The organism is Citreimonas salinaria (assembly GCF_900107235.1).
GTDB classification, from domain to species: Bacteria; Pseudomonadota; Alphaproteobacteria; order Rhodobacterales; family Rhodobacteraceae; genus Citreimonas; species Citreimonas salinaria.
In genome coordinates, this window is sequence record NZ_FNPF01000024.1 from 1 (window position 1) to 17695 (window position 17695).

Consider the following 17695-nt stretch of genomic DNA (forward strand, 5'->3'; position numbering starts at 1 on the left):
TGATCTCATAGTCAGACATAAGCACGTGCTTAGGCATATGCCTAAGCCTCCATGGTTATGCCCGAGTGTCCGGTCGAAACGGGGGCCAGTTCACATCGACGTATCTGTAATCTTCGTCATGGCGTGATCTCCCTGGCGGTTGCTGCCGCCGGTCAGGTGGTTTGACTCACCCGGAGATTACGCCGCCCTTAAACTTCAACCACCTTCGCGACACGACCCGGATTTGCCGTGACGGCCGGAAAAAGCTCGGCGGCAAAGACTTCTTCGCCGAGGTAAAGGCACCGCAAGGAGTGGATGATGTTGCGCGGCACGAGCCTGCCGCCAGGGCCGGTGCGAAACCCGGCAGGTAAGGGATTCGTTTGACCCAGTTTTGGATGTGCCTCGATGAACAAGCGAGAAGCCTATAATAAGCATTATAGGCCAAGTCATTGTACACGGGGCACATTCTGAACTGGGTTGCGACAAATCCCCTATCTTGCTGGTAAGCAAACATGATGTTGCAGCTCCGGCGAAAATGGCGAGATCTCGACAGGTGCCAATCGGCTGCCCGAGCTCGCCTAGGGGATTGCCTTCAAGGGCGGCATATAGCAGCTTGAACTTGCCGCGCGTCAAGCTGTCTTAGCTTTTGTCCGTAACTCAAGATTCGGTTCATGCGGTGACTGTAACACGGTCTAAACCAGATATTCGGCATACCGAACGCATCGACGGAGGCCACTTTGTGCACCACCATTGTAAGACGAATAAGGCGGTAGCTTTCCGCACTTCCCGGAGAAGCGATTTTGGTAGCAGGCGCACTGACGCTGTCATGGCCAGTTCGATGGTGTTGATCGGCGTACGCCAGCCAGGCCGGCGCCCGGGATGACCTCTCCGAGCATCGTTTATCGGCGGCGGATAAAGGCACCGCCCGCAGGAGTTGCGCCAGAATCCTTCCTGGCGCGGGTGGCCCGGGAACTAGCGAACCCGGGCGGTCCACTCGGTGTAGCAACGACTTGCCAGGTAACGTTGTTGAGGGAGGGCGAGCCTAGGCGCACTGAACTCAGGATTTCTCCGAAAGGCACCGGATGGGAGTTGATGGCGACAGTGCACCGGCCGAGAGAAAACGATTCTGATGTATCAATTCCCCTTTGGCTACTCGTCCTGATGGGTGCCGTTGGCCTCGTCTTTGCTACGGGGCTCTGGCTCGGCCCATTGTGCCTAGTGGCACTTCTTTTCGTCGTATGGCCAACTCTTGTGGATGAATTAGCTGTCCGCAGGACCATCAGGCAAGCGGTAGACAACTCTCTGCACAACACGCGATAGCTGGTGCAAAGCCGGAGGCGAGGCGGAGTGGTTTGGCTCGGGAGGATCAGCCATCCAAGTCAGTGTAGAACTGATGCTCTTGGCATCGATCGTGTTTCTGGCAGCCGGCACGGTCAAGGGTATCGTCGGCATAGGTCTCCCCGCGATGGCTGTCGGTGTGATGTCCCAGTTCGTTGATGCACGCACGAGCATCGCTCTTGTTATGTTCCCGATGATCACCTCCAACGCCTGGCAGGTTTTCCGCGGCGGCAGGATCGCCCTCACCATGAAGACCTATAAGTGGTTCGTCGTCGTCCTGGCCGTGGGCGTCTGGCCGGTGACGGCATTCGCGGCCGCAGTGAACGAAAGCATCATGCAGGGCGCGCTCGGAATCATCATTCTCGTGTTCGTCGTGGTGAATGGTCTTTCGCTGGTGCCGCCTCTGCCCATGCGCCACGACACGCTCTGCCAGATTGCGGCCGCAGCGACGGCGGCGGTCTTTGGCGGACTTTCGGCCGTCTGGGCGCCTCCCATTCTTATCTATCTCGCATCACGAGGCATCGACAAGGACGAGTTTATGCGCGCCTCTGGGCTGTTGATACTCGTCGGGAGTATCCCGCTCTGCGTAGGCTATGCCCAGCAAGGACTTCTGACCGGCTCACTTTCGCTGGCCTCGGCTCTTATGATCGTTCCGTCGATCGTCGGCTTCACCGTTGGGGAGCTGTTGCGGCGGCGCGTTTCGCCGGAGGGATTTCGTATCGTCCTGCTGACGGTCTTCGCCGCCTTGGGGCTGAATCTTCTGCGCCGCACGTTCTTCTGAGCCAACGCCGGTTCGGCACGAGAAGGGATGGAACAAGATGACTGACGCACAGACTGAAACTTTCCGACGATCCATGGCACTCCGGTTCGGTGACGGCCCCATTCCCAACCTGCCACCACAGGGGCGGCATACTCTTGCGCGAATGGTTGCTCGTACCTCCTGTCGTAGCTTCCGAAGCGAGGGCGTGGATCAGGCCGTCCTGGAGCTTCTCTGTGCGGTGGCGCTCGCTTCACCGACCAAAAGCGATCTGCAGCAGCGGGATATCATCATCATTCGAGACAGCGACCTTCGCACCAAACTAAACGCCCTGACTGAACAGGACTGGGTCGCTCAGGCGCCGTCGTTCCTGATCTTCTGCGGCAACAACCGGCGTCAGAGGCAAATCCATAAATGGCGCAGGCACCCGTTCGTCAACGACCATCTGGACGCATTCTTCAACACGGCGGTCGATGCGGGAATAGCGTTGTCGGCCTTCGTCACGGCAGCCGAAGCGATCGGGCTGGGATGCTGCCCGGTCAGCACCGTGCGCAATTGCGCCGCGGCCGTGAGCGATCTGCTGGGCCTGCCAGAGCACGTCTATCCGGTTGCTGGACTTGCGTTGGGATGGCCCGAAGCCCCCGATGCCGAGCCGGCGATGCGCCTCCCCCTGCGGGCGACGGTCCATGTCGATCGATTTTCGGAGCATGATCTGCGAGACCAGGTGGAGACTTACGATCAGCAGCGCAGCGAGCGCCAACCCTACGCAAAGATTCGCGGCGTCGACGCGTTTGGCGACCCATCCGGCCCCTATACCTGGTCCGAGGACAAGTCGCGGCAGTACGCACGCCCGGAGCGCGCTGATTTCGGGCGCTTCGTACGCGACAGGGGGTTCTCGCTGGAGTGAAGTCCTGCGAACGACGGCTCTTGCGGCGGAGCAGGTCGGAACGCCCGGGCCGAATTGCCTACAGCCGGATTTCCGGCAGGATCGACCACACCTCGTCTTCGAGTGCGGTCTTGGAGCCCGAAAGTCGGATCGCCATCAGCTCCATCGGACATTGCGGCAACCGGTCCGACAGGTTCAGCAGCCGGCCCTGCGCGATTGCGGTCCTGCACAGGGAGAGCGGCGCCCAGACCACCCCCAGCCCCTCTTCCGCCATCTGGAGCGCAGCCAGGGTAAGGGCGGTCTCCACCTGCGCCGTCAGCGTGATGGCGGGATTAACGCGAGACGAGATTTCCCGGTCGAACAGCCTGCCGAGGAAAATGTCGCCGGGATAGGCAATGTGCGGGACGGAGCCCGTGCCGACAAGCTGCGCCACCGCCGCATTCGCCACCGGCACAAAATGATCCTGCTTCAACGGCAGGATCTCGAAGAAATCTGGGCGAGCGGGTAGCGGGATCGTGCTTGCGAGATGGACAAGCACCAGTTCCGTCTGGTTGGTAAGCAACAACCCGAGGCACTCGTCGAAGTTTGCGGAGTGCAATCGCACCGTTAGATCTTGCCGTGCCAGTAGATCCTTCGCCAGGCGCGATCCGGCAGTGGCTATGATCGAGTGCTGACAGGCGATGCTGATGCGGCGGTGCAAGGTTCGCTCGTGCTGTTTCAGGTCATGCGCCAGCATGCGCAGATCATGAACAAGGCTCCGAATCCGATCTGTCTGGGCCAAGGTTGCCTCGTTCACGCGGATCGGCTTGCGGCTGCGATCGAATATCTCTGCGCCGAGATAGCCTTCGAGCATCTGCATGCGGCGCGAGAAGGCGGACTGCGTCAGTATTCGCCGATGAGCGGCAACACTGAATGAGCCAGTCTCTATGACAGCCAGCAGGTCTTCCAGCCACTCGAGTCGCATGAGGTTTCCTAACTTGCGCAAATTGCATGTTATCGCGAATTTTTAGCGATTTAGCATGGCTTCCGCTATCCGCATTAATGCTTTATGCAAGTCTCAGAAGGAGACATCCAATGCATCTTGCCCGCTTCCCGCGCCTTTTCCTTGCTCATCTCCCTACGCCGCTCGAACGGCTGGATCGTTTGTCGAAAGAGCTGGGAGGACCAGACATCTGGATCAAGCGCGACGACTGTACCGGCATGTCCACCGGCGGCAACAAGACGCGCAAGCTCGAGTTCCTGATGGCGGAGGCCGAACGACAGGGCGCGGACATGGTCATGACGCAGGGTGCGGTTCAATCCAACCACGCTCGCCAGACTGCCGCCTTCGCCGCAAAACTGGGGCTCGACTGTCATCTCCTGCTGGAGGAGCGCACCGGGAGCAAGGATCGAAACTACAACGCCAACGGCAATGTCCTGCTGGATCGGCTGCACGGTGCCAGCACCGAGCGCCGGGAGGCCGGCCTAGACATGAACGCGGAACTCGAAACGGCGGCCGAGATGTTTCGGGCCGAAGGCAGGAACGTCTACACGATCCCCGGGGGGGGCTCCAACCCGACGGGAGCACTGGGCTATGTCAACTGCGCCCTCGAACTGGTGTCTCAGGCCAACGACCGGGGGCTAGTTATCGACCACCTGGTTCACGCGACCGGCAGCGCGGGAACCCAGGCCGGTCTGGTGGTCGGCATGAACGCGATCAATGCCCAGATCCCCATACTCGGCGTTGGTGTCCGAGCACCGAAGCAAAAGCAGGAAGAGAACGTTTTCAGTCTCGCCCTCGCCACGGCGGAAAAGCTTGGCTGTGCCGGCGTCGTCGCTCGGGAGGATGTCGTGGCGAACACCGACTACGTCGGGGACGGCTACGGGGTACCCACCGAAAGCGGCATCGAGGCTATCCGGATGTTTGCCCAGCTCGAGGGGATCCTGCTGGACCCGGTCTATTCTGCGAAGGGCGCCGCAGGTCTCATCGACCTCATCCGCAAGGGCCACTTTAGCAAGGACGAGCGCGTCGTCTTTCTGCACACGGGCGGATCGGCCGCGCTCTTCGGCTACGACTTTGCCTTCCCGTTCGCGGAAGACAAGGCAAGCTGACACCAGGGAGGCACAGCTGCGTACAATCGGAATTTTGGGCGGAATGGGTCCCGAGGCGACTGTCCTCCTGATGCAGCGCATCATCGCAGCCACGTCAGCGCATGACGATGCCGACCATGTTCCACTGCTCGTCGATCAGAACCCACAGGTCCCCTCGCGCATTGCGGCGCTGATCGAGGGGACCGGCGCCGACCCGGCGCCGGTGCTGATCGCAATGGCACGGCGTCTTGAGGAGGCGGGCGCCGAAGCGCTGGCAATGCCGTGCAATACGGCGCACCACTATGCGCCCGTGCTCGCCGAGAGCGTCCACATTCCGTTCCTCAACATGGTCGAGTTGGCCGCAGCGCAGGCGGACAACGCCGCCGCTGCGGGCGATCTGATCGGCGTTCTGGCGTCGCCCGCAGTGCGGATCACCGGGATCCTCGATCGCGCACTTGCGCAGCGCGAGCGCAAGGCGATCTACCCCGATGACGAAGCTGCTCTGCTGCGCGCGATTAGAAGCATCAAGGCCCGTGGCGCGAACGAGACGGCGCGTGAAGCCTTGCTTGCCGCCTCGGTCGAACTGCGCGATCGCGGCGCTCAGGTGCAGCTTGTCGCCTGCACCGAGTTTTCGCTCCTGGGAATCGACCTGGCGCCCCGGGCTCAGGTCCTCGACACCCTGGATCTTCTGGTTGGGGCGATCTGCGATTTCGCCCGGTCCTCCGGCTAATGGCCCTCCCCGGCAGGCGCAGGAAGGCCCTTAATCGCGACATTCACGCAGGCGGGCCTGCCCGATTGGAATGCCTGCGCAAGCGCATCGTCGAGTTCATCGGGATCCGTGACATAGGCACCGTGACAGCCGAGCGCTTCCGCCGCCAGATCGTAGCGCGCGCCGCTCAACGTGCAGCCGACGGTCCGATCCGGTCCATACTCGCGAATCTGGATCAGATGTTCCGCGTTCCAGCGCTCGTCGTTCCCGATTACTACCACGAAGGCGACGCCCGTGCGTGCTGCCGTTTCGAACTCGGCAAAGTGAAATCCCACCGTGCCGTCGCCCATCAAGGCTACAACCGACGCTTCGGGCCGTGCCTGCTTTGCCGCCAGCGCGTAGCAGAGCGCGCCGCCGATCGCACCTGAAGGGCCGTTAATCACACGCGCGTCCCCCCGCACGAGAGCCTGGGCCCACTGACCGAACTCGCCGCCGTCGCAGATCACCACGGACGTTTCCGTAGCCTCCACCTGCCGCTGAACTGCGGTACAAAGCGTGGCAGAGGTGATTTCCTTGCCCGCCGGCACCTCGTGCGGGCGTTTCGCAGCTGCCGCGACGATCCTGACGCGCCAGTCGGCGCGCCGAGGTTCAGGCGCGGGCGCCTCGAGGAGTGCCCGAATCAGGCTGCGCGGAGAGGCCGCCACGCTCTGCGCCAGACGCGTTCCAAGGTTGCGCGCGGCCAGTTCGCGTGCATGCTCCTCGGCATCCACGACGACCCATGAACAGTCACTCGACCAATCGGGCGCTGCCCCGAAGGCCAACGTGAAGTCGACGGTCTTTCCGAGGCACAGTACCAGATCCGCCTCGGGAAGAAGACGCGACACGGTGCCAATCGAAGGATCCTTAAGCCCGCGCGGACTCTCCAGATCCAGCACTGGAACGGTGAATGCCTCGGCGAGAGCATCCAGCAGACCACCAGCCCGGGTACTATTCAGCGCAGGACCTGTCAGGATCAGTGGCCGTGCCGCGGTTGCGAGACCCTTGAGAATGGCCGCGACATCTTGCGCGCGCGGCTCGAAGGAGGATGGCGGAGATCCCTCCGGCAGAGCCATATCGCCGCGTTGCTGGACGACGTCGAACGGTATTGCGAGATGTACCGGGCCGGGCCGGCCGGTCGTCGCGATCGAGATCGCCTGCAACGTATCTCGGGCAAGGTTTTCGAGAGTTACGGGTCGGAACGCGGCCTTGACCAAAGTGGTGCTGATCGAGGTCTGATCGAGCTCTTGAAACGCCCCGCGCCCGTCCAGGCCGTTCGGCGCGTCGCCCGAGATCAGCAGGACCGGGCTTTCCGAAGATCGCGCAGAGAAGAGCGGGCCAACGGCGTTGCCGAAACCCGGTGCGGCAGTGACCAGCGCAACGCCGATCTCGCCGGTCAGCTGCGCCCAGGATTCCGCCATGAAAACTGCCGCGGCCTCGTGGCGGGTATGGACGATCTCGATGTCCGCATCGATACAGGCATCGTATATCGGCATGATCTGGTTGCCGGAAAGGCTGTAGATCCGTCGCACGCCGTTGCGCGCCAGCAGTTCGACCAGGAGATCGGCGCCCCTCATGTTCTTACCTCTCGATGTCTTTTTTACCTTGAAGGTGCGCGAGAATGGCTTCGCAGCGCCTCTGAGCTTCATGGTGTTCCGCGGCGATGGTTCGCGAAATCGGAACCATGGAGCTTTCGCCGCGCTGCGCGGGCCTTCAACCCGCTGCGGATGACGGTAGTGATCGTGATTAACGTCAGCGCCCAGAAGAACCATGTGATCGGTCCCCGGAACAGAATGCCGGGTGATCCGTCCGACATCAGCATCGCCTGGCGAAAGTTGTTCTCAAGCAACGGTCCCAGAATGAAGGCAATCAAGAATGGTGCGGCGGGGATCCCGAAGCGCAGCATCATGAAGCCCACCCAGCCCATCGCGAACATCACCCCTACGTCAAAGACACTGTTGTTGACGGCATAGCCTCCGTAAACACACAGAATCAGAACGCCGGGGAACAGGACGCCGCGCGGGATATCCGCAACGAAGCGGAATGCCCGTATCGCGACAGAGCCCACGCCCAAGAGGATCACCGAAGACATCACAAGCCCGATCAGCAGCCCGTAGATGAGGTCGACGTTTGACACGAACATCATCGGTCCGGGCTGCAATCCGTGGATCATAAAGGCGCCGATGATAATCGCTGTGATGACGTCGCCCGGGATCCCTAGGGCGAGAAGCGGAATCAGTGTGGCGCCTGCGACGCCGTTGTTGCCCGCCTCGGAGGCTGCAACGCCCTCCATCTCGCCCTTACCAAAATTTTCCTTGTTCGGCGAATTCCTTCGGGCCTCGCTGTAGGAGAGAAAGGCGGCTGGCGCGGCACCGATGCCAGGAATGCTGCCAAGCAGCACCCCGATGAAGCTGCCGCGGACAATGGTGCGGAAGCAGGACTTGTATTCCGCAAAGGTCACCCAGTTCCCGCCCAGCTCGCGTTTCTGGCCTCCGGCCTCACGCGGAAGAAAGATCATCGTAAGGATCTCCGGGATGGCGAAGAGCCCGATGAGAACGGCAATGAAGTTCAGGCCGCCCATCAGGTTTGGCTCGCCCAGGACGAAGCGATCCGTGCCGTAGACCAGATCCAGTCCGATTGTGGCGAGGAACAGACCCAGAATCGCGGCGAGAACCCCCTTCATCAAGCTCTCGCCGGAGACGCCGGCGATGATCGTGAGCGAGAATACCATAAGCGTGAAGAATTCCGGAGGTCCAAAGTTCAGCGCGAAGGAAGCCAGCCAGCCCGCGAACAGGATCAATGACAGGTTGGAGATCAGGTCGGCGGTGCAGGAGGCATAAAGCGCCATTCCCAGCGCCTTGCCCGCCTTGCCCTGCGCAGCCATCGGCGCACCGTCGAGGATCGTCGCACTCGAGGCAGGGGTGCCCGGCGTCTTGATCAGAATGGCGGGGATGGACCCGCCGAAGATGCCGCCCTTGTAGACCCCCAAAAGAAGCAGGATGCCGGTCAGCGGCGCCAGGGCAAAGGTGAAAGGCAGCGTGAGCGCCACTGCCATCGTTGCCGAGAGACCCGGTATGGCGCCGGCCACCACGCCGACGCATATTCCTACTGCGAGTGCGAGGATGCTCTCGAGGTTGGCAACCAGCGCCAATCCCGCCAGGACGTTGTCGGCAAAACTCACGGCAACCTCACATAGTGGCCTTGCGGGATCGAGACTCCCGCGACATGGACGAAGAACGCGTAGAGGACTAGCGGCACGCAGATCGCCGCGACGACCGAAATCACCCGGTGCTGGGTCCGCACCAGAAGGCCCACCGCAATAAACGCGGGAATTGATGCCCAGACCATCCCGATCCGGGGGATCGCGAACAGGTAAAGCACCATCAGCACTGCCATTGCCGCTAGTCTTGCCCAGCTGCCGCGTTCCGCCGGGATCGGTGCCGCCTCTGGCGGCGGCGCCGGTTTCAATGCCACAGAGGAGGCGATCAGGCCGAGGCCGATCAGCACCATCAAGCCCGCGAGGATGGACGGCCAAAAGACCGGCGACAGGACGACCCGTGACACATTACTTGGCGAGGTGATGCCGTAAGGGATTCCCACGAGCAACAGAAAGACGCCAACCAAGATTGCCGCCGCGCCTATTCCCACCTCAGTTCTGCTATAGTTCACGAAAGAAGCCTTTCTGCCAGAGAACGCGCCGGAGTAGCCCCCGGCACGTCTTCGTTATGTCACGAGCGGATCAGCCCTCGACGCGCATATCCAGCTCTTCCACCAAATTCCGGAAGACTTCATACTGGTTGTTGATGAACTCCTGGGACTCTTCCGGAGGCATCAGCCGGATGACGGAGCCCATCGTTTCCATCTGATCACGGAACTTGTCATTCTGCACGGCCTCGCCGAGCCAGCCCGCCCAGGCATCCGCAATGTCGTCTGGTAGGTCAGCCGGGCCCGCAATGCCGGTCCAGCCGACCAGCTGCTCCAGCGCTGGCTTGCCCAGATCGGCAGATGTTGGCGCATCGAACCCTTCGACAGGTTCAGCCGTGGTGACCATCAGCGGCCTGAGCTGCCCGTTGGCGACGAAGTTCGCGAGTGCCGACGTGTTGGTGCATACGAACGTCGCCGTACCGTTGAGTACCGCCGTCGCGGCCTCGCCACCGCCGCCGAGTGGAATATGAACGGCGTCCTCCAACGGGTTCTCGACACCGAACTCCGACAGCACCATCGCGCCGGCGATGTGCAGGAGTGTGCCTACGCCAGACGAGCTGAACCTGACCGATCCCGGCTCCGCCTCGATCTTGGCCACGAGGTCGTCCATCGACTGGATGTCGGAATTGGCAGCAACCGCGCATGCGACAGGATTGATCTCGTAGACGCCAACGAAACGGAAGTCCTCCAGCCCGTAAGGCAGCGTCTCTTTCATCGCGGGGCTCACCGTGTGCGAACCAACTCGCGCAAACAGCATCTTGTATCCGTCTGGCGCGGCATTCTGGACTGCGACCGAACCGATTGCACCGCCCGCACCCGCGCGATTGGTCATGATCAGCGGACGGCCGACGGCCGTGGAAAGCGGCTCCGCGATAGCCCGTGCCGAGATATCTGTTGCCCCACCCGGCCCATACGGGATGATCATGTCAATTTGCCGTTCAGGATAATCCGCCAGCGCCGCCGAGCCGACGAGTGCTAGTACGGTTGCGCCGAACGCACCTGTTACGTTGAATTTCATCTTGTTCCTCCCTGTTGTGGACACCAATGCCTCTCTGGCGCCCCCTCTCGAGTAACGAGGACAGATGAGGCAGTGGGTCACTTGACAAAGGCTAAGCATTAGAATTGGTTAATGATACGCAATTCTGTTTACTCTTACAGTAAGCTATCCTTACGAAAAACCGGGGCGTCCACCATGACGATACGGATGCTGAAGACCCTCATTGCGGTGGCCGAACATGGCACGTTCAGCGCCGCTGCGGATTCCGTCTTCATCACCCATGCGGCCGTTAGTCAGCAGATGAAGGCTCTGGAAGAGGAGTGGAATCTGGCGCTGTTCGACCGATCGAAGCGGACCCCCGAGCTCACGTCGCTAGGCGCTGCCATCGTGGCAAAAGCGCGAGAGGTCGTCCATGCCTACGACAATCTCGTGCCTTCGGTAACCTGTGGAGACTGGTTGAACGGGGAGTTGACCTTGGGAGCTGTGCCGACGACGCTGACGGGTCTTGTTCCCTCGTCAGTGGGGATGCTGAAGCGGGAGCATGCCGATCTTCATGTCAGAGTGGTTCCCGGGCTTGCCACCGATCTCATCTCTCAAGTGGAGCGGGGCGCACTCGATGCGGCGATCGTGACGCGCCCTCATGTGGTGCAGGCCAAACATGCCTGGAGAGACATCGCAGTCGAACCGCTCGTCCTTCTGGCCTCCGTGGAGTCCGAGAGCGAGGACCCGGTCTACCTGCTCGAGACCAATCCGTTCATACGCTACTCTCGTCAGGCGATCGTCGGCGGCATCATCGAGGATTGGCTGCAGAAACATGGCATCAAGGTCAGCGAGAGCATGGAGCTGGGAAATCTCGAGTCGATCGGCAGCATGGTCCTCGCGAACCTCGGCGTTTCGATCGTTCCCCGCAGCTGCGTTTCTGCGCCGAATCCACTTCCCGTCAGATGGATTTCGCTTGGTCCTTCGGCACCAACGCGGCAACTTAGTCTGGTTTCGCGCGCGGACAGCGTCAAGGTTCGGGTATTCGAGGCGCTTCACGAGAGACTTCAGCGCGCTGTAACGGTCGGCTCGTTCTCACCGGTCCATCAATTTGGCAAACCGAATTGAAATGACGCCGGATTTCTTAGTTTTCCTCTTCCTGGGTGCCTTATCCGGCGGCTTCATCAACGGCCTGGCCGGCTTCGGCACCGCCCTTTTGGCACTCGGCTGGTGGCTGCAAATTATGCCGCCAGTCGAGGCCGTCGCGATTGCTCTGGCGATGTCAGTGATCAGCGGCGTACAAGGAGTCGTGCTCGTCCGCGGGGCCATCCACTGGCCGAACCTCGGACGCTTCCTGCTGCCGGCGCTGTTAGGCGTTCCGGTGGGCATTCAGCTGTTGGCGACGGTGGATCCCGGTTTTCTGAAGAAGGTCGTCGCGGCTTTCCTGATCCTCTACGGCGGGTTCTTTACATTCCGCAGGGAACTGCCGAACCTCCTGCGGCCGACCCCGGTGCTGGACATGGCCGTTGGATTCCTCGGAGGCGTCCTCGGCGCTGCAGCAGGTCTTTCGGGCGCTCTGCCGACCATGTGGTGTTCGCTGCGTGCTTGGACAAAGCACCAGCAACGAGCTATCCTGCAGCCCTTCAACGTCATCATCCTCGGTATCTCCGCGCTCTTGCTGGCCCTGAAGGGCGCGTACGATATGAAGGTGTTGATTGCGATCGGGGTGGCTCTGCCGGTCACGCTCGCAAGCGCGCAAGTCGGCATCATGGTCTTTAAGAGGCTGGAGGACGACAAGTTCCGCAAGCTCCTGATCGCACTTCTTTTTACCTCCGGCATCGTCCTGATGATCCGCGAGATGGTGGCTTGAGTTATTTCACCTCAAAGAACGGTGCCGGGACCAGAAGCTTGTTTTCCACTTTGGACACCATTGGACGCATCTGCCTGGCGTAGTTCTGCCACTCCTCCGACGCCTGCAGTTGCTTTCGCCGTTCGTAACGGTCGTCGAGAGAGTCATAACCCCACATGTGCACGATCTGGTTCAGCGGACCAAAATCGGTAAAGTAGTAGCCAACCATCTTGCCCAGAATTCGCAGCTGAACCTCCATTCCCTCTGCTTCGTATAGCTTGAGGAAAGCGGGCACTTGGCCCGCATGCAGTGTGTAAATTCGTTCGTCCACGAACATGTGTGTTCTCCTGATGTTGCTTAGAGAGCCGTCATTTTCACCAGCAGCAAAGCCAGCGCGGCCAGTCCCGCAGTCAGTGCCACGATCATCACGATCGCGCCGCCTCCGACATCCCCGAGGCGCTTGAGCGAAGTCTTCATTCCGAGTGCCACGATCGCCGCTGTCAAACACCACTTCGAGAACGACAGCAGCCATGCCTTCGTCGCCTCGGGCACCACTCCGTACGACCCAACGACGACGAGCGCGGAAAAGCCGATGACGAAAAACGGAAAGGGCAAGCGGCGCCCACCCGGCGTCTCGGTCTGGCGTGCAAACACCATCGACAAGATCACCACAAGCGGCACCAGAAGTGCGACGCGAAGCAGCTTTACGAAGGTGGCCGTGTCGCCGACGTCGTCGGAGACGCTGTAGCCAGCGCCTACAACCTGGGCCACGTCATGAATAGTGGCCCCGAGGAAGACGCCGGTCGCAAGATCGGACAGTTCCAGTGCTGCGGCGATGATCGGGTAGAGGATCATCGCCAGCGTGCTCATCGCTGTGACAGCGATAACTGTGAAAACCGTGTCGCGCTCGAGTGTGGAGTCACGTGGAAGGACCGAAGCGATGGCCAAGGCCGCCGAGGCGCCGCAAATCGCGACCGCCCCTCCCGCCAGCATCCCAAACGCAGCCCGCCGGCCAAGGAGCCACGCAATGGCGAGGCCGGAGCCGATCGTGAAGGCGACCCCTGAGACCGTTACCAGCAAAACCGCCGGACCCGTCGCCGCGATCTGCTGAACGGTGATTCCCAGCCCCAGCAACGCTACCCCGAAGCGTAGCAGCGTCTTTGACGCAAATTCTATACCCGGGAGACAGACGCTGTCGTCCTCGCTAAGGAAGCTAAAAGCCATGCCCAGCAGCAAGGCCATCAGCATCACCGGAGCACCGTAATGTTCGGACAGGAACCGGGCGGCGAGTGCAACGGTGACAGCCGTCAGCAAGCCGGGAAATATTCCCCGTGCACTTTTTAGGGCGCTCTGAGCGCTGATATCGGACATCAGATGAGCTCGTCGCTCCGATCATCGGTTTCTCCGAAGCGCTTCAGGACGGCTGGACGGGTTCCCTCGTAAGCCTTGGCAATATTCGCAGCGGTCTTCGCGTTTTCACGTTCGAACAGGCTGTTCCCCTCGAGGTCACTTTCCACAATGAAAGGGCCGAAGTTCTCGACCTCAATCACCCACATTGCCTGCGCCAGCCCAAGCTCCTTGCGCCAGTGCAGCGCGCGCACCTTCTTGACCCCCCGTCCCAGAAGAGCGCCTGTGCCGTAACCGACTGTTGTAAGGTAGATCGCACCGTTCGGCACGAAGTGGGCCCTGTAATCGGCCGAGCTCATGCCGCCCTTACCCAGGATGAGCTTAGCGCCGGATTTGGCGAACCATTTCCCGATCCACTTCGTGAAGCGGAAAGACGCCGTCGCGGTGACCGCCCCTAGGTTGAACGTGCCGTCTTCGCGTTGCATTGCGGCTGGGGAGCAATGGAAATTGGCGGCGCTTTCCGCCGGCAGGTCCAGCGGTAGATCGGCCCCATCTTCCAGCGCCATCTTATAGACGCCCTCGCGCCCGGTATAGATGACCCCGTCGAGATAAACGACGTCGCCCAGCTTCAGTTCTGCAAGCGCTTCCGGGGCTGGATTTGTGCTCAGGCGGATTCTTCTTGGTGGCTGTGGGCGTTCCATTCAACTGTCTCCCGGCGTTGATACTGTGTGAACCATTCCGGATCGGTGCGATATTCTACGCGCCCGTTGGCATAGAGCCGGGCTACCGCCCGCCGCGACGAAAGGCAGAAGGCATGGACGCTCATCTGCATGCCTCCGGTGTGGCAGTAGCCCACCTCGATGTGGCAATCTACGACCATCGATTTGCCTACGAAGCCCATCGCGCCCATGCCGATGCTGTTTCCCAGTTCCTTGAGTTCTTCCTCGAGAGCGGCAATCTTGGGATCCGGATTCCGATCTCCCACCGTGCGCAGGCAGGCCGCACGCTTGCCCAGTACCATGCAAGTGTCCTTGGAGCCGCCAAGGCCAATGCCGATGATCGCCGGCTGACAGGCAAGGCCGCGCTTTCCAAAGGCGACAAGGGAGTCGAGGTAGAACCGCTTGATGCCTTCAATGCCGTCACTCGGAAACAGCATGCGATAATCGGTGCCGAACAGCCCGCCCTTGTGAACGGTCGTCAGTTCAATCCAGTCGCTATCGGGCTCGAAGGCATATTCAATTTCGGGCGCGTTGATGCCGACATTGTTGTCGTGGTCAGTGCGCCACAGTGGATGCACGCGATTGGGGCGAAGCGGAATGTTGTTGGTGGCGTTGGCGGTCGCACGCCGCAGTGCAGCTTCCAGCCCAACCGGCCCACCTTCAAGTCGGGCCTCGTTGCCCATCTTCACATACCAGCGCGGGCAGCCAGTATCCCCGCACATCGCGCGCCGGTCCTCCTTGGCCGCCTCGTAGTTTTCGAGCATGGCCTGCAGCACGAAGGAGGAGAGATCGCCGTCCTCCACCGCCGCGGTCGCCTTCAGCCCGTCGAGGTAATCCTGCGGGATTTCGATCGCGGCTTTTTCCATCAGGACCTCGGCGGTCCTCTGTATCAGGTCGAGTGGAATCATCTGACAGCCTCCAACGTCGTTTCAGCCTCGTCGTCTCGAAGAAGCGTTTGGCCAGGACGGACGATGGTAAACTCCACCGGCTGCCGCGTGACCTCGGTGTCGTCCGCCGCGCGTCGCGCAACCGTAAAGTAGGACGTTTCCAAGTCTCCCTGCTCCGGAAAATCTTCGCGGAAATGTGCGCCGCGGGAGTTCTCGCGCCACAGCGCCGCCTGCGTGATGACTTTCGAAATGTCGACCAGGCTGCGCAAATTCAGCCAGTCGTGCCAGGTGAGGTTGAACGCCAGCGTGCCGCCGGAAACCCCCGTGTCGTCCAGGTTCCGGCCGACCTCCTTGACCCGCTCCAGACCGCGGCGCATGCCTTCGGCCGTGCGCATCACCCCGACGTCTTCCCACATCGCGTCCATCAGCTCCCGGCGCAGCTCGTGTATCGCACCCGGCTTGCGGGACAGGGGTTGCTGGGCGCGATCGACCTCGGAAGCTAGAATGACTTCATCGGGTTCGCGCAGCGCCCCCGCCCGCATCGCATCCCTTCCCATGACCTCGCCAGCAACGCCGCCGAACACGGTAGAGTTTGCGACGCCGTTGCCTCCAAGGCGGTTCGCGCCATGTGCACCGCCGGCGTCCTCCCCGGCTACGTAGAGACCTGGCATCTGCGTCCGAGTCTCCGGATCGACTATCACGCCGCCCATGAAGTAATGCGCCGTCGGAACCACCTCGACCTTGCCGGCGGCAAGGTCGAACCCGCTGTCGGCGCAGCGCTTTACCATTCCGGAAAATTTCGCACGCACGTTTTCGGGTCCAAGGTGGCTCATCGAGATGTAGACGCCACCATTCGGCGAAATGTTGTTTTTGCGCATTTCCGCATAAATGCTGCGGCTGACGACGTCGCGGGTCGCGCGCTCGCCCTTCGAATCGTAATCGAACATGAAGCGGTGATCGTGACCGTTCAGGAGGTGTCCTCCAGCACCGCGCAGCCCTTCCTCAAGGACCGTGCCGGTCATCTTGGTTCCCTCGCCGCCCAGCAATCCGGTCGGATGGAACTGGACCATCTCCATGTCACGCAACGGCAGCCCGGCGCGGAGCGCCATCGCCAGACCGTCCATCGTCTTGTCGCCCGAGGGGGTGTGATAGCGGTACATGGTCGGGCCGCCGCCGGTCGCCATCAGTACCGCCTTCGCACGAACGAAGCGGTACAGCCCGGTGCGGATGTCGATGAACAGCACGCCCGACAGCCCGCTGCCATCCTTTGCCGGGATCAGTGCGATGGCGCGATGCTCTTCCAGACGCTCGATGTCGCGAGCCAGGATCTGCTCCATCAGGCGGCTGATGATCTCGATCCCGGTGAGATCGCCCTTGTGAACCGTGCGGTCGAAAGTCTGTCCGGCGAATGCTTTCTGATGCAGCGAACCGTCAGGATTGCGATCGAAGAAGCACCCGATCTCGTTCTCCAGCTCGCGGACCCGGGTCACGGCAGTTTCGCAGAGCTTCCACGCCATGTCCTGGTTCGGCAGCCATTTGCCCCCGGCGATCGTGTCCATGAAATGCCGCTCTACCGAGTCTCCCTGGCCGAGAGCCACGTTGTAGCCGCCTTGGACCATTCGCGTGCAGCCGCATTTCCCGATGAGGCCCTTGACGGCCAGCGTGACCTTTTGATCCGGCGCGGTCTGAAGCGCATGAAGTGCGGCGAAGAGCCCGGCACCGCCAGAGCCTATGATCAGTATGTCCGTATCATGCCGTTCCATCATGCCACCGCACTAATAAAGAAGATCGACGCGATGAATGCCGAAGCCACAGCCGCGGCCGCGGCAAAGGTCTTCTGGCGCGGGGACCAGGGCAAGAACTCAAGCGCAAGTAGTCTCAGGCCTCCGAACATGTGCACGGCGAGTAAAAAGACCAGGCCGAACTCCGACACCTTCAAAAGTGGATTTTCGGTCCAGTGTAGGAAGCCGTCCAAACTGGCGGGGCGTGTCAACGCCAGAGACAGGACGTAGAAGTGAGCCGGCAGGAACAGCGCCAATCCAAGCCCAGAAATGCGGTGCAGAAGAAAGGCCAGCCAGAGCGGGTGGGCACGGTGCGGACGGATCATGCCGCGGTCACCGCATAAACGGCGCGCGCGCCCATCACGAGCAGCACCGCGAAGCTTCCCCATGTCAGGACCGACAGGCCGACGCCGCGTAGTCCGAGCATCTCGGACGTGATCACGCGCAGCCCTATCGCAGCGTGGACGGAAACCGCCAGAACGAACGTGCCGTAATACAGGCCCCACCACAGGCTGCCCTGCGTTCTCGAAAGGATCTCCTCAGCTGATATCCCGCCCCGTATCGCGTAAACGATCAGGATGATGTGGCCGATCACGAGAGGGCCCATGACGATCGCGGTCACACGCTGGAGCATGTAGAGCCTCAGGTCCAGCATG

At 61.3% G+C, this 17695-nt stretch carries 19 protein-coding genes; 6 read left to right on the forward strand and 13 right to left on the reverse strand.

The annotated features are described in order from the left end of the window. Window positions 1-188: 188 nt before the first annotated feature. Window positions 189-392 (reverse strand): thiosulfate oxidation carrier complex protein SoxZ, encoded by a 204-nt coding sequence (locus BLW27_RS20940; protein ID WP_143042361.1) that lies wholly within the window; start codon window positions 390-392, stop codon window positions 189-191. 986 nt (window positions 393-1378) lie between these two features. On the opposite strand from BLW27_RS20940, the gene BLW27_RS18805 reads away from it, so the two are divergent. Together BLW27_RS18805 and BLW27_RS18810 are read left to right on the forward strand one after the other, a co-directional pair. Then, window positions 1379-2098, forward strand: coding sequence for a sulfite exporter TauE/SafE family protein (locus BLW27_RS18805; RefSeq protein WP_218141168.1), 720 nt, complete (start codon window positions 1379-1381; stop codon window positions 2096-2098). A 142-nt stretch (window positions 2099-2240) separates the two neighbouring features. Next, window positions 2241-2981 (forward strand): nitroreductase family protein, encoded by a 741-nt coding sequence (locus BLW27_RS18810; protein ID WP_281242776.1) that lies wholly within the window; start codon window positions 2241-2243, stop codon window positions 2979-2981. 58 nt (window positions 2982-3039) lie between these two features. Here BLW27_RS18810 and BLW27_RS18815 read toward each other — a convergent pair whose 3' ends face one another. Beyond that, window positions 3040-3924: a LysR family transcriptional regulator gene (locus BLW27_RS18815; RefSeq protein ID WP_089886016.1), complete on the reverse strand. Its 885-nt coding sequence runs from the start codon at window positions 3922-3924 to the stop codon at window positions 3040-3042. A 110-nt stretch (window positions 3925-4034) separates the two neighbouring features. Here BLW27_RS18815 and cuyA point away from each other — a divergent pair, with 110 nt between their 5' ends. Both cuyA and cuyB read left to right on the forward strand, forming a co-directional pair. Then, a complete protein-coding gene (gene cuyA, locus BLW27_RS18820; RefSeq protein ID WP_089886019.1) occupies window positions 4035-5051 on the forward strand; it encodes a D-cysteate sulfo-lyase in 1017 nt (338 codons plus the stop codon). Next, entirely contained in the window at window positions 5017-5760 is a 744-nt protein-coding gene (gene cuyB / locus BLW27_RS18825) for a cysteate racemase (RefSeq protein WP_342708088.1), read from the forward strand. Before cuyA ends, cuyB begins: the two co-directional genes overlap by 35 nt. Here cuyB and BLW27_RS18830 read toward each other — a convergent pair. From BLW27_RS18830 to BLW27_RS18845, 4 genes are all read right to left on the reverse strand, one after another. Next, window positions 5757-7424, reverse strand: a complete 1668-nt coding sequence (locus tag BLW27_RS18830; RefSeq protein ID WP_245710948.1) for a thiamine pyrophosphate-binding protein — start codon at window positions 7422-7424, stop codon at window positions 5757-5759. The genes cuyB and BLW27_RS18830 overlap by 4 nt on opposite strands. Next, window positions 7421-8956 carry a tripartite tricarboxylate transporter permease gene (locus BLW27_RS18835; RefSeq protein ID WP_089886027.1) on the reverse strand — a complete coding sequence of 512 codons (1536 nt, stop codon included), beginning with the start codon at window positions 8954-8956 and terminating at the stop codon, window positions 7421-7423. The genes BLW27_RS18830 and BLW27_RS18835 overlap by 4 nt, the downstream gene beginning before the upstream one ends. Continuing rightward, window positions 8953-9444, reverse strand: a complete 492-nt coding sequence (locus tag BLW27_RS18840; RefSeq protein ID WP_245710949.1) for a tripartite tricarboxylate transporter TctB family protein — start codon at window positions 9442-9444, stop codon at window positions 8953-8955. Before BLW27_RS18840 ends, BLW27_RS18835 begins: the two co-directional genes overlap by 4 nt. A gap of 70 nt (window positions 9445-9514) precedes the next feature. Then, window positions 9515-10498 carry a Bug family tripartite tricarboxylate transporter substrate binding protein gene (locus tag BLW27_RS18845; protein ID WP_089886029.1) on the reverse strand — a complete coding sequence of 328 codons (984 nt, stop codon included), beginning with the start codon at window positions 10496-10498 and terminating at the stop codon, window positions 9515-9517. A gap of 186 nt (window positions 10499-10684) precedes the next feature. Between BLW27_RS18845 and BLW27_RS18850 the strand changes: the two genes are divergently transcribed. Together BLW27_RS18850 and BLW27_RS18855 are read left to right on the forward strand one after the other, a co-directional pair. Further along, complete coding sequence (locus BLW27_RS18850) at window positions 10685-11584, forward strand: LysR family transcriptional regulator (RefSeq protein WP_342708089.1); 900 nt, start codon at window positions 10685-10687, stop codon at window positions 11582-11584. Window position 11585: 1 nt separating this feature from the next. Beyond that, window positions 11586-12326, forward strand: a complete 741-nt coding sequence (locus BLW27_RS18855) for a sulfite exporter TauE/SafE family protein (protein ID WP_089886033.1) — start codon at window positions 11586-11588, stop codon at window positions 12324-12326. Window position 12327: 1 nt separating this feature from the next. Here the strand turns inward: BLW27_RS18855 and BLW27_RS18860 are convergent, their stop codons facing one another. From BLW27_RS18860 to BLW27_RS18890, 7 genes are read right to left on the reverse strand one after another with little or no spacing between them, the layout of a single operon-like run. Further along, on the reverse strand, window positions 12328-12642 hold the full coding sequence (locus BLW27_RS18860) for an NIPSNAP family protein (protein ID WP_089886035.1): 315 nt from the start codon (window positions 12640-12642) through the stop codon (window positions 12328-12330). A gap of 20 nt (window positions 12643-12662) precedes the next feature. Next, window positions 12663-13676: a YeiH family protein gene (locus tag BLW27_RS18865; RefSeq protein WP_089886037.1), complete on the reverse strand. Its 1014-nt coding sequence runs from the start codon at window positions 13674-13676 to the stop codon at window positions 12663-12665. Continuing rightward, window positions 13676-14353: a fumarate hydratase C-terminal domain-containing protein gene (locus BLW27_RS18870; protein ID WP_089886039.1), complete on the reverse strand. Its 678-nt coding sequence runs from the start codon at window positions 14351-14353 to the stop codon at window positions 13676-13678. Before BLW27_RS18870 ends, BLW27_RS18865 begins: the two co-directional genes overlap by 1 nt. After that, window positions 14317-15279, reverse strand: a complete 963-nt coding sequence (locus BLW27_RS18875) for a fumarate hydratase (protein WP_089886041.1) — start codon at window positions 15277-15279, stop codon at window positions 14317-14319. The genes BLW27_RS18870 and BLW27_RS18875 overlap by 37 nt, the downstream gene beginning before the upstream one ends. Then, entirely contained in the window at window positions 15276-17021 is a 1746-nt protein-coding gene (locus BLW27_RS18880; protein ID WP_245710950.1) for an L-aspartate oxidase, read from the reverse strand. Before BLW27_RS18880 ends, BLW27_RS18875 begins: the two co-directional genes overlap by 4 nt. Further along, on the reverse strand, window positions 17021-17365 hold the full coding sequence (sdhC, locus tag BLW27_RS18885; RefSeq protein ID WP_089886045.1) for a succinate dehydrogenase, cytochrome b556 subunit: 345 nt from the start codon (window positions 17363-17365) through the stop codon (window positions 17021-17023). The genes BLW27_RS18880 and sdhC overlap by 1 nt, the downstream gene beginning before the upstream one ends. Further along, complete coding sequence (locus BLW27_RS18890) at window positions 17362-17694, reverse strand: succinate dehydrogenase (RefSeq protein ID WP_089886047.1); 333 nt, start codon at window positions 17692-17694, stop codon at window positions 17362-17364. The genes sdhC and BLW27_RS18890 overlap by 4 nt, the downstream gene beginning before the upstream one ends. Between the last annotated feature and the right edge of the window lies 1 nt (window position 17695).

Bases quoted from the DNA above. Each gene is read 5' to 3' on its own strand.
- BLW27_RS18810 (WP_281242776.1), top strand. From the start codon at position 2,241: ATGGTTGCTCGTACCTCCTGTCGTAGCTTCCGAAGCGAGGGCGTGGAT.
- BLW27_RS18815 (WP_089886016.1), bottom strand. From the start codon at position 3,924: ATGCGACTCGAGTGGCTGGAAGACCTGCTGGCTGTCATAGAGACTGGC.
- cuyA (WP_089886019.1), top strand. From the start codon at position 4,035: ATGCATCTTGCCCGCTTCCCGCGCCTTTTCCTTGCTCATCTCCCTACG.
- BLW27_RS18830 (WP_245710948.1), bottom strand. From the start codon at position 7,424: ATGAAGCTCAGAGGCGCTGCGAAGCCATTCTCGCGCACCTTCAAGGTA.
- BLW27_RS18845 (WP_089886029.1), bottom strand. From the start codon at position 10,498: ATGAAATTCAACGTAACAGGTGCGTTCGGCGCAACCGTACTAGCACTC.
- BLW27_RS18850 (WP_342708089.1), top strand. From the start codon at position 10,685: ATGCTGAAGACCCTCATTGCGGTGGCCGAACATGGCACGTTCAGCGCC.
- BLW27_RS18855 (WP_089886033.1), top strand. From the start codon at position 11,586: ATGACGCCGGATTTCTTAGTTTTCCTCTTCCTGGGTGCCTTATCCGGC.
- BLW27_RS18860 (WP_089886035.1), bottom strand. From the start codon at position 12,642: ATGTTCGTGGACGAACGAATTTACACACTGCATGCGGGCCAAGTGCCC.
- BLW27_RS18865 (WP_089886037.1), bottom strand. From the start codon at position 13,676: ATGTCCGATATCAGCGCTCAGAGCGCCCTAAAAAGTGCACGGGGAATA.
- BLW27_RS18870 (WP_089886039.1), bottom strand. From the start codon at position 14,353: ATGGAACGCCCACAGCCACCAAGAAGAATCCGCCTGAGCACAAATCCA.
- BLW27_RS18875 (WP_089886041.1), bottom strand. From the start codon at position 15,279: ATGATTCCACTCGACCTGATACAGAGGACCGCCGAGGTCCTGATGGAA.
- BLW27_RS18880 (WP_245710950.1), bottom strand. From the start codon at position 17,021: ATGGAACGGCATGATACGGACATACTGATCATAGGCTCTGGCGGTGCC.
- sdhC (WP_089886045.1), bottom strand. From the start codon at position 17,365: ATGATCCGTCCGCACCGTGCCCACCCGCTCTGGCTGGCCTTTCTTCTG.
- BLW27_RS18890 (WP_089886047.1), bottom strand. From the start codon at position 17,694: ATGCTGGACCTGAGGCTCTACATGCTCCAGCGTGTGACCGCGATCGTC.